Below are 13,935 nucleotides of genomic sequence, written 5' to 3' on the forward strand. Positions count from 1 at the left end.
CATGAACTCCTAGGCTTCCGACTGTATTGGGTTCAACTGGGCCTCCAACATCGCTAATTTGCGCTTTAGGGTGGCATTTTCTTGCACCAGCCCCTGGTTGCGCCGCAGTAAATCCTGTTGCAAAGCAATCTGCTGTTCATTTCTCCGTTGGCGATCGCGCAGATCCCGTAACACGGCCATGGCGTACTGCAATGTACCCTGATGATCGAAAATGGGTGTCCCTGTGACTTCCAAGGGAATGATTTGTCCCCCCTGATGAATTTCCATGTCGTCCACCTGGTAGGTTTCCCCTTGGAGGGCTTTGAGTAACGGTTGTTCGGTGAGGGGATAAAGTTGATTGGTGCCGGTTTGATAGGCTTGGTAAATATCGTTTAATTGGTCGATCGCCGCTTCTGGCCAGAGGCCTTTTCCTAGGAGATTAATGGCGGCGAGGTTGGCATAAACTGGTCTACCCTTGGCATTGACTACGAAAATACCGAGGGGAAAAGCATCGAAAAAAGTTTTAAACTCCATGTTGGGACTGAGACCGGCACTATCGTTGGCAGATAGCGAATAGGCAGTGCGGTTATTTTTTAAATTGAATTAATTGAGTTAGGTGATTTAAGAAAAAATCTTATTTTCTTTTACCCCGGGAAGATGCCCTAGGGGCCACGGCTTTTCGCTTTTTGGCCACAATTTCCTCCACGGTGGGGCCAGGGTTCTCTGGCAAGACAATGGGGACGGTGAAATGGAACTGGGTGCCATGGTTTTTACCATCGGAAGCGGCCCAAATTTCCCCCCCCCAACCGCTGACAATTTGTCGACAGATGGCTAGGCCAATGCCGGTGCCCCCCCGACTGCGGCGTAAAGCTCCTTCTTCTTGATAAAAACGATCAAATACGGTTTCCAGGCGGTTGGGCTCAATGCCCCGCCCTGTATCGGTGATGGTAACTTCCAATTGGGACGGATTCGGGCGATCAACGGCGATGGAAATCTTACCATTGCTGGGGGTAAATTTGATGGCGTTATCCAAAAGTTTGGTCAACAATTCCACTAACCATTCCCCGTCTGCCTCCACCATGGGGGTTTCTCCGTTCACCTGATTAATAATGGCGGGCACCTCTTGGCCACGATTGTGGGCCCGGATATGGCTCAAGGAAAGTTCCACGCATTCCTCCAGGGAAATCGGCTCTGCGTTCCATTCCACCCGGCCACTTTCTAGCTGGGACAATGTGAGGAAATCCTGCACCAGTTTACGCATCCTCTCCGCATCTTCCAGGGCGGTGTTTAACATCACCTGCCGTAACTCCTGGGGCATATCCGGTTCCGTGGCCAGGCTTTCTAAACACACTTGGATGGTGGAAAGGGGAGTCCGCAGTTCGTGCCCTGTAATGGCCACCAGGTTAGAACGGGTGCGGTCTAGGGCTGCCAATTGCTCATTCAATTCCTGGAGGTTGGCATAGGATTCCGCTTGGATCAGTGCTACTCCGATCTGGGTGGCCACCCCTTCCACTAGGGTGAGGGCATCGTTCTCCCATTCTGTGGGGGCTGGGCCGCAGTGGTGGAATTCCATCATGCCCAGCAGTCTTTCCCGATAAAAAATCGGCACTAACATCCAAGAAAGGATGGCACAGCTTTTCACCAGGGTTTTCACTTCTCCTGTGGAGGGTCCCGCTTCCCCTAACCTTGGATCTCGGTCAATGTTGTCAATGGCGATCGCCTCCTTGAGGGCCACCACCTGCTGAAACAGGGGATTATCCTTGAGGGGCCAGGGATAACCCTTGATGGAGCCAACACCGCTACTGAGGAATTCATGGCTAATGGTCGCCACCGCATCATCAGCGCTACAGCGGTAAATTACACAGCGACAAATGCCCAGGCCTTGCCCCAGTTTTTCCACTGCCACTTGCATAATTTCCTCTGGATCGAGGGAACGTCGCACCGCCGTTGTGATCGAGTTAAGCAGTCTTTCCCGCTCTTCTTTGTCCTGTAAATTGCGATTGGCTTTAATTAGTTTGTACTGTCCGGCCTGGAGATAGGTAATTAGCCGTTGCACAAAGGGATCGGGGTTATCATCAATGCCCCGGGGGGGGACAGTGCAGGAAGGTTGGAGCCAGGTTTGGGTAGCTTCCTCAATTTTGGCTTGTAACTCTGGACGGTAGGCCAAAATCCGTTTTAACAACAGTTCGGCCGCCACCCGGCTCACCTGGCGATCAAAGGTCCAAATCCCCTCAAAACGGCGGTTACTGTCCCATTTGTCCTGGGTGGGCCGTTCTCGACAAATTAAGCAACTGGCATAACGATCGCCAATGACCACTAAATGCCATTCCTGGGCGAGGCTATCCTCCGGCGTAAAGGCAATGGTTTCATAAATGCCGGAGCTGTGCTTAAACTCTGTCTCCGGGGCGGAGAGTACATAAACCTGGTTGCTCTTATCGGCAATACGGCGATAGCGATGGGCTTCTTGACGATAAAACCTTTCCCGCTGAAAAGCCGCAATAATCAGGGGATTGCCCGCTGTACTTTCCGCTAATACCTGATCTTCCATGGCGTGGGACAGGGCCGTAAGGGAAGACTTGAAATAGGTTTGGGCCCGCAGACTCGGTAAGGACTGCAATAGCTCTGTGAGGACAGACGGGGAGTTGCTCATCGCTCCTGAAAAAAGGGGAGGAAGAATGGCGGGAAACTAACTCCTAGAATACCAGCCACCGAGGCAATGAGGCGTAAACTGTCCCACCCCGGTGGGTCAGGATGGGTTGGTTTTGACCCAGGGCAGAAAAAATCCCCCGAACATTAAACCCGGAGGACAGGGGCAGGAAAAAGAAGCTGGGGTGGTCTGGAGACACTAACCGCCAAAAATTTGCTCCTTTAATGCACCAAACTCGGAAGCCAACTCTTGGCGTTTTTCGGCTTTCCAAAGGTAACGCCAGATAAACCAAGCGGTGTAGCCCATGCCGATCAACTGTAAAGTTGGTGCCAATAAAGGAATATCATTAATGGCATCGAGCACAGCAATCAAGATTTTGACGCTGATAATGCCCAACAGGATTATGCCCAGGGAAATGAGGGGTTGTTTGTTGTCCTCGAAAAACTCCCCGGTCATTTCAGGAATTTTACCCAGCACTTCCCAGACCGGTTGTAGCCATTCCTGCCAAGCCTGGTCGGTGATTGGGGAATTTTTGGGATTGGGAGTAGTGATTGGTCCTACGTCGGTTTTAACCCCAGCAGTTGCTGTCTTTTGTTCTTCCATCTTCAACCAGTCCTTTATTATTCGGATTGAATGTTTACGGCCCACAGCCCCCCATATTGGGACACTGTTTAGCTTCTGCCCATATTATCGGAAAATTGCTTTTTACACCCCGTCTTGGGCCAGGGCTTTTCCACTTTGACCAATGGGAAAGGCAAAGCAGTGGTGGAAACCCCTAGGCTCAGTAAAGAGGACCTGGTGCGGCATAAATCCTACTTTTTGACTAATTTCCGCCATGGTAGCCACCAATTCAGGAAAATCGCACTCCTTTATATGGCCGGCGATCGCCTGGATTTGATCAGGGGCAAGGGCGAGCCATTGGCTTTGGGCCCGGTCTAAATAGGCTTGGAGATATTGCTGTCGGTCTTGGTGGGGCTGACGGAAAACGTCATAGATAAGCAGATATCCCCCGGGGCGTAGTAGGGAAAAACAATGGGCAAAAAATTGTTCTTTTTCCTTTAACAGCAGATGGTGCAATGAAAAACCGGCGTGGATGAGGTCAAAGCTAGCTGGGGGGGTTGGGTTTGCTTGGTTTAAATAGGTCAAAAAATTCGCCTCCCTGAGATCCACGCGGGGAAAAGTAGCCAAATTTTGCTGGGCGATCGCCAGGGTATTGGGGGATAAATCCACCCCCGTGTAGGAATTAATTTCACTACCCCTCAAAGTTTTGGCGATCGCCTGGGCATCTCCACAGCCAAGGTCTAACAAATCAAACGGGCGATCGAGCTGTTGCTTAATCAAGGCCCCCACCGCCTGGTGAATTTGTCGATGGGCCATGTAATTGTGCTCAATCAACTGCTGATAAGTTTGCCATTGCTGAAAAATTGTTTGGTTTGTTCAGTGGGTCTGGGGGAGTTGGCCATGGGGAAGAAAACGAGGTAAACGGTCAGCTAATGGCGGGAAAACCGCTGTCCCTGGAGGCTAAACGAGCTTTACCGGCGGCGGCCCACTCCTGCAAAAATTGGATTTGTTCCTTGGCGGTGCGAGCTAGGGGGACCACCTGGCTAGCGGCAGAAAGAATGTCATCGGTGGAGAATTCCCGATTCTGGCTAAAGCCGATGTGCATAGCTTCCACCAAAATTTGCTCAATTTCTGCGCCGGAAAAATCTGGAGTTTCGTAGGCCAGGCGGGGAATGTCGTAATCGCTCATTTTATGGGGGCGCAGACGGTGCAGATGGACGGCGAAAATGGCCTCCCTTTCCGTTTTATTGGGCAGTCCCACAAAGAAAATTTCGTCAAAGCGGCCCTTCCGCAACAGTTCCGGCGGCAGACTCTGGACATTATTAGCGGTGGCCACCACAAAGACCGGGGAAGTTTTTTCCGCTAGCCAGGTGATAAACGCCCCAAACACCCTGCTGGTGGTGCCTCCATCCCCCCTACTGTCCATGCCCCCAAAGGCTTTATCAATTTCGTCAATCCAAAACACACAGGGGGCCAAAGCTTCAGCAAGGTTGATCATCTGCCGGGTGCGGGCTTCCGATTCCCCCACCAAGCCGCCAAACAATCGCCCCACATCCAACCTCAACAGGGGTAGATGCCAATGGTGGGCGATCGCCTTAGCGGTAAGGGATTTGCCGGTGCCTTGGATGCCGGCCAACAGTAAACCCCGGGGATAGGGCAAACCGTAACGCCGGGCCTGCTCACTGAAGGCTCCCCCCCGCCGGAGCAACCAATCCTTGAGATTATCCAGGCCCCCAATGTCGCTGATGCGTTCACTAGCAGGATAAAAATCAAGGATTTGGGTTTGGCGGATGGATTGACGTTTTTCCTCCAACATCAATTCCACATCGTCCGCTCCTAACTGGCCATGGTCGGCGAGGCAACGGGCCAACACCCGCCGGATTCTTTCCATGGATAAACCCTGGGCTGCTCGGCTCCACTCATCCCGTAAGGCTGGCTCTAGGGTCTGGCCCAAACCACTGAGTAATCGTTCGATTTCTCCTTGAATTTCGAGGCCGTTGGGCAGGGGAAAGTCCACCACCGTAATAATTTCCGCCAACTCGTTGGGGATATAGATCTGGGGCGCAACAATGACCAGATTTTTGGCTTCAGCTTTGAGACGACGGGCTAGATTCCTTAATTTGCGGGAAATGGAAACGTCGTCTAGAAAACGATTAAAGTCCCGTAGAACAAAAATACCATTGCTACTGCTGGGTAATTTTTCGATAAATTCTAAGGCTTGGAGGGGATTGCGGCGCCCCACATTGGCCCCATTGGGATTGCCCTGGTAGCCCTCCACAAAGTCCCAATAGTAAACCGAGCGATTGCCCAACTTCTCCGCACTGGTGGCGATCGCCATTTCCAGTCGTTCTTCTTCCTGGGTGGGAATGTAGAGCAGAGGGTAACAGGCCCGCAGTAACAATTCAAATTCTTCACTAAAAGTCATGGGCAAATAACTAGTCTGGTGGAAAAAACTGTTCGTGATAAGGACAACGGTTGCAATTATGGCGGTGGGGCAGGGGGCTACGGTGTCGGTGCCAAGCGGCTAATCCTTGGCGAAATTGCTGGAGCAAATCGGTCAACTCCCGTTCAGTGGCGCGGTGCTGAGCTTCGTTGTAGGCGATGGTATAGTGCTGGATTTTGTCCGGGGATTGCACAAACCAATAGGTCATGGATAATTGTTCGGGGGGATAGGCGCTCGTTGCCGCTAATACGTACAGGTAAAGCTTAGTCTGCCAATGGTGGTGCAGTTTTTCCGGTTTGGCAGGTTGGGGATAGGTTTTCCAATCAAAAATCTGCCCCTGCTCTGGGGTGAGCACCAACAAGTCATAGACCACCGTCAATAAAACATCGTCCCTGGCTAAGGTGCGTTGATGCTCCGCTTGCCTTTGGCTGGGGGGTAGGTGGAGCGCTGGCACTGTGGCAATTAAATTTTTCAGGGAACCTAATAGATTCACTTCCTGGGGGTCGAGGTTGGGGGTCGCTAAAGTTTCCAGGGGTAAACCCAAAGTCCATTGTTGAACCAGTTGGTGGAAATTTTGTCCCCATTCCGTTTTGGCTTGGCGCTGGGGTTCCAGTAAACTGCCCAACTGTTCCCAATAGCGCCGTTGAAATTGGGGCGGGCAAATACTCAACAGTTGCAGGTGACCTTGGCTGAGGGAAAAATAGGGAGCAGTCATGGGCTTGGCTGGGCGGCAAGGGCGATCGCCAGGGGAAAAAGACGATGTTCTTGGACTTGAATACGTTGATGGAGAGTCTCCCCCGTATCATGGGGCAAAATCGGCACCACGGCTTGGGCCACAATGGGACCACTGTCCACCGTTGCTTCGGCGTAATGCACTGTGCAACCACTCACTTTTACCCCCGCTGCCAAGGCCTGTTCCACAGCCCGCACGCCCCGAAAACTGGGCAATAAACTAGGGTGAATATTCAACACCCGCCGACTAAAAGCATCCAATAATACTGGGGTGACAATCCGCATCCAACCGGCCATGATGACCCATTCCACCCCTGCTTGGCGAAAATGCTCCACAATGTCTTGATCCAATGCTTCTCGACTGGCGTAGTCCCGATGGTTGAGTAATCGGTGGGGCACTCCATGGTCCATGGCCCGTTGTTTGACGCCAGCATCGGGGTTGTTATAAATCACCAGCTTCACTTCCCCATTTAAATTCCCCTCCTTAATGGCCCTGGCGATCGCCGCAAAATTACTGCCACTGCCGGAGGCCATCACCCCCAGGGATAAACAGCGGGGTTGGGGAATATCTTCTAAAGCAATGGGGGGGGAAATGAAACTCAAGTTATCCGACAGATCTGACATAGCCGACATAGGTTAAAAATCAGGGGCTTGGGCCCCGGAGCAATCCTGCCCTCAACGGGCTAACTTTGACATCCGATGGCGATAGAATGGGGAGCGATGTCTTTATAAAATGAGGTTAACGCGATATGACCCCTTCTTTAGCAAACTTTCTCTGGAGCCTGGTGTTGGGTGCTGCCATTGTACTGATCCCCGCCACCATTGGGTTAATTTTCATCAGCCAAAAAGACAAAATCAGCCGCTCCTAGGTTCTTCCCGGGAGAAATTAGATAGTGAAAACCTCCAGTCGGCCATAGTTTCCGAAGCTGGAGGCTCATTTTTAGTAGATTTATGTTGGTCCGTTGTACCCGTGGCGATCGCCTAGGTTTAAGCTCAGGGCAAGGGAACAAAGCAAAAATTCCCACCGGAAAATTAATCTAGGTAACCCATCAGGGTGTTGGGATCATCAATCTCGTTGGAAGCTACCGGGCGATTGCCAGCGGTGATTTCGCTGATGTGGAGATGGCTCAGGGCAATGGGACGGTTACCGGAAACGGTCATGGTACTGCTCACTTCCATGGTGCTGGCCCCCACAGGTCTGGTGGCTCCCATGGAGCCGTAGGTACTTACCACATGGATCTTGCTGGCTTCAATGGGGCGATTAGTGGGCATGCCCTTGGGGGTAGGCAGTAGGTCAAGACCACCGATATGTTTGGGTTTAACCAGGGCGGACTCATCCTTGCTGGAACCGGCTCTGGGACGACGACCCCGATTGGTGGTGCTGGCTTTGCTGGTGGTTTCTTCGCTGGGGGTGGTGTTGGGCCCCTGCTGTTCCTCAGTCATGCTGTTTATCTCCTTAATATAAATATTCGATTAATCGATCAACAATAAACCAGTGTGCGAGACAGACAGGCCACCCACCGTGTTTTGTTAGCATTACTCTGCTTGTTTTCAAAGATACACCGCTGAATGGCCAGCCAAGATAGATATCTTTAATCGGCCCCATTATCCCAGACTATAGCCCCTTTGCCGCTATGACTTCTGACCTGTTTTCCCTCCACGCACCCTTTCGTCCCACCGGGGATCAACCCACGGCGATCGCCAGTTTGCTTGATTCTTTGCAGGAACAACACAAGTTCCAGACCCTGCTGGGGGCAACGGGCACAGGGAAGACCTTCACCATGGCCTCGGTGATTGCGGAATTGGGCAGACCGACACTAGTACTGGCCCACAATAAAACTTTGGCAGCCCAGCTATGTAACGAGCTACGGCAATTTTTTCCCGAAAATGCGGTGGAATACTTTATTAGTTACTACGACTATTACCAGCCGGAAGCCTACATTCCCGTCACGGATACCTACATTGAAAAAACCGCCTCCATCAACGATGAAATTGATATGTTGCGCCACTCGGCCACCCGCTCCCTGTTTGAACGGCGGGACGTCATTGTGGTGGCCTCCATCAGTTGTATTTACGGTTTAGGTATTCCTAGTCAATATCTGAAGGCGGCCGTTCCCCTCCAAGTAGGCGCAGAATATGACCCCCGTTTAGTGATTCGGGACTTAGTCAATGTGCAATATAGCCGCAACGATATGGAGCTACAGCGGGGACGATTTCGCCTCAAAGGAGATGTGTTGGAAATTGTGCCAGCCTATGAAGACCGGGTGATTCGCATTGAATTTTTTGGTGATGAAGTGGAAGCCCTACGGTTAATTGATCCCGTCAGCGGCGAAATTTTGCAAAGTTTAGACCGAATTAGTATTTATCCCGCCCGTCACTTTGTGACCCCAGAAGAAACACTAGAAAAAGCCTGTCAGCAAATCCAAACGGAAATGGAGCAACAGGTAGCTTTTCTAGAAAAAAATAATCTTTTAGTGGAAGCGCAACGGCTTAGTCAACGCACTCGCTATGACCTGGAAATGTTGCGGGAAGTGGGCTATTGCAACGGAGTAGAAAACTATTCCCGTTATTTAGCCGATCGCCAGGCGGGGGAACCACCGGAATGCTTAGTGGACTATTTTCCCGAAGATTGGCTGTTAGTAATTGATGAATCCCATGTGACCATTCCCCAACTGCGGGGTATGTATAACGGGGATCAAGCCCGAAAAAAAGTCTTAATCGACCATGGTTTTCGCCTGCCCAGTGCGGCGGATAATCGCCCCTTAAAAGCAGAGGAATTTTGGCAAAAAGTTAAACAATGTGTGTTTGTCTCTGCTACCCCAGGAGTTTGGGAAATAGAACAATCAGAAGCCAGGGTAATTGAGCAGGTAATTCGTCCCACTGGGGTTCTCGATCCGGAAATTTTTGTCCGTCCCACCACCGGACAAGTGGATGATTTATATGGCGAAATTCAAACCAGGGTATCTCTGAAGGAACGGGTATTAATCACCACCTTAACTAAACGGATGGCAGAGGATTTAACGGAATATTTTTCCGAGCGGGGCATCAAAGTCCAATATCTCCATTCCGAGATTCAATCTATCCAACGGATTGAAATTTTACAAGGTTTGCGGGACGGAGAATTTGATGTGTTAATTGGGGTAAATTTGCTGCGGGAAGGGTTAGATTTGCCGGAAGTTTCCCTGGTAGCCATCATGGATGCGGACAAGGAAGGCTTTTTGCGGGCAGAACGATCTTTGATTCAAACCATTGGCCGGGCGGCCCGTCACATTCGCGGGCAAGCGATTTTATACGCCGATAATTTCACCGATAGTATGCAAAAGGCGATCTCCGAAACGGAAAGGAGGAGAAAAATTCAGCAAGAATATAATGAAAAGCATGGCATTACCCCCCAACCCATTAATAAGCGGGCCAACAATGCCATTTTGCAATTCCTGGATATTTCCCGCCGTTTAAATAGCCAACAGTTGGAAGAGGTGTATGAACAGGCCCAGGATTTACCCCTAGAAAAAATCCCCGATTTAATTCAACAATTGGAAGAAAAAATGCAGGAAGCAGCTAAAAAACAGGAGTTTGAAGTGGCCGCCACCTACCGAGACCGCATCCAACATTTACGAGATCGCCTTTTGGGTCACAAAAGTTAAATTGTCACCGCTCAACTCTTGATGGCATCAATGCTTTGGACACAGCGATCCCCAAAATTTTTTTCCCTTTTAGCAATGATTGGTCTATAAGCATTCGGCTATAATTTACTGCCAATTCCCTTGAAATAAACGAGTTGCACGATTACCTTATGCAAATCACTATTAACCTCGACGACTCCCTCCTTAACAAGGCTTTTCAACTCACTCATCTTTCGACTAAGGAAGAACTGCTTAATCTTGCCCTAGAAGAATTTGTGCGATCACGCCGTAAGAAAAACCTGTTTGACCTTGCAGGGCAAATTCAGTTTGCTGAGGATTTCGACCACAAAGATCTGCGGGACACTCGCTATGCTGCTGATTGATACTTCTGTTTGGATCAGCGTCTTTCGGGACCGTACAGGTCAAGTCCGCCAAAAACTCGAAACATTAATTGACGATCGTGATGTTTTTCTAGCACGTTTCACTCAGCTTGAGATGCTGCAGGGGAGTTTGAATGAAAAAGAGTGGATGCTGCTTTCCACCTATCTTGAAACTCAGGACTATGTGGAACTGACAAATGGTTCCTGGCAAAAAGCAGCGCGGATTTTCTATGATTTGCGTCGTCAGGGGCTAACGGTCCGCAGTCCAATTGATTGCTGTATCGCTCAAGTTGCATTGGAGAATAATTTACTGTTGGTTCACAATGATCGTGATTTTGAGACGATTGCCCAGGTGCGTTTACTCCAACACTTCCCGTTTCAGCTTTGAACTTTTTGTCAGGCGATCAGTTTCTGCCAAAATCTCCTATTTTCGTAACTATATTTGGTTTTATTTATGAAGCGCCATAACGCTTGGAGTCAAAATTTGATCTGATTCCATTCTCCCTCCTAATTCTGGCCCTGGAGCAACGGGCCAAACCGTGGTGCAATCCACCTGCCCAACTAATTGGGTGATGGTTTTTCCTGACCGGGGATCAACCCAGTCCGGCGCAATTTCTGCTAGGGGCACTAGCACAAACGGTCTAAACTGCATTTGAGGATGGGGAATGGTCAGCTTGGCCTGATCCAGTTGGCGATCGCCGTAGAAAATTAAATCCAAATCCAGAGTGCGGGGCCCCCATTTTTCCAAACGAATGCGGCCAAATTTTTGTTCAATGGTCAGCAAAATTTGCAACAACTCCGGGGGAGATAGACTGACCTGTAAGGTCACACAGCCATTGATATAATCCGGTTGCGGCGGTCCAAAGGCTTGGCTGCGGTACCAACTAGAACAGCGCTCCACTTCAATGCCCGCCACTGAAGCCAATTCGGCGATCGCTCCTTGGAGATTATCCAGCACTGGGCCGATGTTACCCCCCAAACCCACCACTGCCCCATGGCGTGGTTGCGGAAAATCTGTAGGGGAAGCGAGAGCCATATAGATAGGGACAGATAAGCTATTCCATCCTACCAAAAACTTTTAACCCCAAGCCCTCAGACCCCATTGACAATTCGATGGATTTGCCTGGTTTGTCGCAGAGTTTGAACGGATTGTTACTTCCATCGTCAACTTGGGAAACAACAATGGTCTACATCAACCATTCTTAAAACGTACTCACTGCTAAGATGGCGGTGAATTATTGCAAAAACTTTACAAAACTCCGACCATGCCTATGGGTTACCGACTTGCCACTGTCAAGCGTCTGATTCTGATTTGTCTCCTGGCCTTCACCCTAACGGTGATCATTCCCCCTGCTACAGCGCAAATAGTTTTTTCTGCGGGGGGAACCGATAGCAGTCAGAGTGCCTCCACTACTCCCTGGTGGGATACCAATAAAGCAAGACGTTGTGGCCGGCTCTGGTGCAGTGATGTGTTTTTGCGGGGCAGTTCCCAAGTCACCTTCACCGTGGGGTTAATTCCTAACCCAGAGGAAAGTTCCCAAGCAGCTGCCCAGGCGATCGAAAATCGGGCTAAGCAAGTGGAATCAATTTTTAATTCCATTTATTCTCGGTTAACTGGCTTGAATACAGTGGAAATTCCTGAGAAGAACGTGCAATTTCTTCGTTCCAAGGTTTTTGATCTGAGGCAATCTCGCTTTGGTTATCACTCTAGCCCTGGTAATTGGGGGGAAACGGCCCCGCCCCCTCCTAGCCCCCCAGGCTCCACCAATGCCACACCCGAAACTAAGGAAGACAACCAAGAAAACAGTTCAGTTGAGCGGAGAACCCCTACCACTTCTTTCCGTAACGCTCCCCAGAGTGCTATCCGAATTATTTCTTCCCCAGCGCCTAATTTAGCCAGTGTGGACGCCGACGAAATCCATCCCCTCACCCCCAACGTGGAAGTGGGCATTCAGAACAATGAGACAGTAATTTTTGTACCGAGTCAGCCAGCCCTGGGCCTAGCGCAGCAAACCATTGTTACGGTCAACCAAGCTGACGAAATTATTAATGGTAAGCCCATCAATTTATTGGCCCATGAATGGCGCGACAAAATACAAAGTAGTTTTGATAAGGCTTTATGGGGCCACGAACTGGATCGTCAACATCCTTGGGACCGTTATTACATCAGTGGTGCCTTTATGGTGGTGGCCTTGGCGATCGTCGCCGTTATGGGTTTAATTCGGTCTTTTTTCTACCGTCGAGACCGCTATCTACGCCAAGAGTTAAAAATTTTAGCCCAGTCCATCACTAAAGACATTGAAGTAGAAAGTGCTGAATCATTGCGCTTAGCTAGCCAAGAAGCGTCAGATTCCCCAGAAGCCAACCCCGATCGCCAAGGGGAAGAGGAGGAGAATGGCCATAGGGTGCCATCTAAGGAGGACAGTTTTCCTGGGTATATGCCCCTCGCCAACCAATTTAAACATCGGGTTAACCATGCTTGGCAAAACATCGGCGATTTAGCCAGCTTAAATTTACGGCGGCAAACCCTACTCAAACAACGTCGTAACTTTGCCCTATTAATGTGTTGGACTTTATTATGGCTGCAGATTTCCTGCATTTTTATTGTGGGAGCATTTATCGTTTATGTTTTTCCCTCTACCCGACCCTTTACCTTGTTGTTTATTGGCCAAGCCATGTATTTTCCCCTGCTTTGGATCGGGGTGACTTTAATCGATAAAGTGTGCGGTATTTTTGTTGACGGCTTTCTCAATAATTGGGCTAAAGAACAGCAATCCTATAACGAACAATCTAACCGTTACACCCTCAGGGTCATGACCTATTCCCCAGCGATCAAGGGAGGAATTTCGGCACTGCTGACTATTTTCGGCATCCTGGGCACCATTGCGCTATTTGGCATTAACCCTTTGGTGTTAGCTAGTTTTGGCGGCGTTGCCTTTGTGCTAGCTTTTCTGGGGCGCAACGTGGTGGAAGATATGCTCAATGGCACCCTCATTCTTTGGACAGACCGCTATGCCATCGGTGACGTGGTGCAAATTGGCGATGTTTTTGGTCTGGTGGAGAATATGAATATTTACATCACCCAGTTGCGGGGCCCCGAGGGCCGTTTGAGCACCATTCCCAACGGTAAAATTTCCGTAGTCCAAAATTTGACTAAGGATTGGTCCAGGGCGGAATTTATTGTGGAAATTGACCAGTCCAGTAATGTGGATAAAGCCCTTAATTTAATTCGGGTTGTTTCTGAACAAATGCGGGAAGATCCACTCTGGCAAGAGAAAATTTTGGAACCGGCGGCCATTTTGGGGGTGGATGACATTGCTTCTAAGGGGATTCGGCTCCAGGTGTGGATTAAAACCCAAGCAGGACAACATTGGCCCGTGGGCAGGGAATTTCGCCTCAGAATGAAAAAGGCTTTTGAGTTGGCTGGTATTGCTCTGGGGGCTCCCCAGCAGAGGATTGTGTATCATCATCAGGGTCAAAAAAGTAATAACAGCAACGGTAAAACCGATGGCTCCACTAAGGCGATCGCCTTGGGGCCGAATTTTCCCCAGGAATATAATTAGCCCTTAG

At 49.9% G+C, this 13,935-nt stretch carries 14 protein-coding genes; 5 read left to right on the forward strand and 9 right to left on the reverse strand.

What is annotated here, in order from left to right; translation table 11 throughout:
• Nucleotides 1–9: 9 nt before the first annotated feature.
• The 7 genes from H6G45_RS11500 to purN form a co-directional block, all read right to left on the reverse strand.
• Entirely contained in the window at nucleotides 10–513 is a 504-nt protein-coding gene (locus tag H6G45_RS11500; protein ID WP_190598570.1) for a PAS domain-containing protein, read from the reverse strand.
• A gap of 100 nt (nucleotides 514–613) precedes the next feature.
• Nucleotides 614–2,629 (reverse strand): DICT sensory domain-containing protein, encoded by a 2,016-nt coding sequence (locus tag H6G45_RS11505; RefSeq protein ID WP_190598571.1) that lies wholly within the window; start codon nucleotides 2,627–2,629, stop codon nucleotides 614–616.
• A 195-nt stretch (nucleotides 2,630–2,824) separates the two neighbouring features.
• Nucleotides 2,825–3,229, reverse strand: coding sequence for a CAAD domain-containing protein (locus H6G45_RS11510; protein ID WP_199309718.1), 405 nt, complete (start codon nucleotides 3,227–3,229; stop codon nucleotides 2,825–2,827).
• Between the two features lie 102 nt (nucleotides 3,230–3,331).
• Complete coding sequence (locus H6G45_RS11515; RefSeq protein WP_242018145.1) at nucleotides 3,332–4,003, reverse strand: class I SAM-dependent methyltransferase; 672 nt, start codon at nucleotides 4,001–4,003, stop codon at nucleotides 3,332–3,334.
• A gap of 109 nt (nucleotides 4,004–4,112) precedes the next feature.
• On the reverse strand, nucleotides 4,113–5,612 hold the full coding sequence (locus H6G45_RS11520; RefSeq protein ID WP_190598573.1) for an AAA family ATPase: 1,500 nt from the start codon (nucleotides 5,610–5,612) through the stop codon (nucleotides 4,113–4,115).
• A 10-nt stretch (nucleotides 5,613–5,622) separates the two neighbouring features.
• Nucleotides 5,623–6,345 (reverse strand): PD-(D/E)XK nuclease family protein, encoded by a 723-nt coding sequence (locus tag H6G45_RS11525; protein ID WP_190598574.1) that lies wholly within the window; start codon nucleotides 6,343–6,345, stop codon nucleotides 5,623–5,625.
• Entirely contained in the window at nucleotides 6,342–6,995 is a 654-nt protein-coding gene (purN, locus tag H6G45_RS11530; RefSeq protein ID WP_190598575.1) for a phosphoribosylglycinamide formyltransferase, read from the reverse strand. Before purN ends, H6G45_RS11525 begins: the two co-directional genes overlap by 4 nt.
• Before the next feature lie 116 nt (nucleotides 6,996–7,111).
• On the opposite strand from purN, the gene H6G45_RS11535 reads away from it, so the two are divergent.
• Nucleotides 7,112–7,231 (forward strand): photosystem II reaction center X protein, encoded by a 120-nt coding sequence (locus H6G45_RS11535; protein WP_190598576.1) that lies wholly within the window; start codon nucleotides 7,112–7,114, stop codon nucleotides 7,229–7,231.
• Nucleotides 7,232–7,394: 163 nt separating this feature from the next.
• Here the strand turns inward: H6G45_RS11535 and H6G45_RS11540 are convergent, their stop codons facing one another.
• The gene (locus H6G45_RS11540; protein WP_190598577.1) at nucleotides 7,395–7,805 is read right to left on the reverse strand and encodes a hypothetical protein; all 411 of its coding nucleotides are present in this window, start codon (nucleotides 7,803–7,805) and stop codon (nucleotides 7,395–7,397) included.
• A gap of 191 nt (nucleotides 7,806–7,996) precedes the next feature.
• Between H6G45_RS11540 and uvrB the strand changes: the two genes are divergently transcribed.
• The 3 genes from uvrB (at nucleotide 7,997) to H6G45_RS11555 (ending at nucleotide 10,753) form a co-directional block, all read left to right on the forward strand.
• On the forward strand, nucleotides 7,997–10,006 hold the full coding sequence (uvrB, locus tag H6G45_RS11545; RefSeq protein WP_190598578.1) for an excinuclease ABC subunit UvrB: 2,010 nt from the start codon (nucleotides 7,997–7,999) through the stop codon (nucleotides 10,004–10,006).
• A gap of 149 nt (nucleotides 10,007–10,155) precedes the next feature.
• On the forward strand, nucleotides 10,156–10,368 hold the full coding sequence (locus tag H6G45_RS11550) for a type II toxin-antitoxin system VapB family antitoxin (protein ID WP_190598579.1): 213 nt from the start codon (nucleotides 10,156–10,158) through the stop codon (nucleotides 10,366–10,368).
• Nucleotides 10,355–10,753, forward strand: coding sequence for a PIN domain nuclease (locus tag H6G45_RS11555; RefSeq protein ID WP_190598580.1), 399 nt, complete (start codon nucleotides 10,355–10,357; stop codon nucleotides 10,751–10,753). Before H6G45_RS11550 ends, H6G45_RS11555 begins: the two co-directional genes overlap by 14 nt.
• A 60-nt stretch (nucleotides 10,754–10,813) precedes the next feature.
• Here H6G45_RS11555 and folK read toward each other — a convergent pair whose 3' ends face one another.
• Entirely contained in the window at nucleotides 10,814–11,401 is a 588-nt protein-coding gene (gene folK, locus H6G45_RS11560) for a 2-amino-4-hydroxy-6-hydroxymethyldihydropteridine diphosphokinase (protein WP_190598581.1), read from the reverse strand.
• Between the two features lie 235 nt (nucleotides 11,402–11,636).
• Between folK and H6G45_RS11565 the strand changes: the two genes are divergently transcribed.
• Entirely contained in the window at nucleotides 11,637–13,928 is a 2,292-nt protein-coding gene (locus tag H6G45_RS11565) for a mechanosensitive ion channel family protein (RefSeq protein WP_242018146.1), read from the forward strand.
• Nucleotides 13,929–13,935 lie beyond the last annotated feature (7 nt).

The sequence above is a fragment of the Synechocystis sp. FACHB-383 genome, assembly GCF_014698605.1.
Classification (GTDB): Bacteria; Cyanobacteriota; Cyanobacteriia; order Cyanobacteriales; family Microcystaceae; genus Synechocystis; species Synechocystis salina.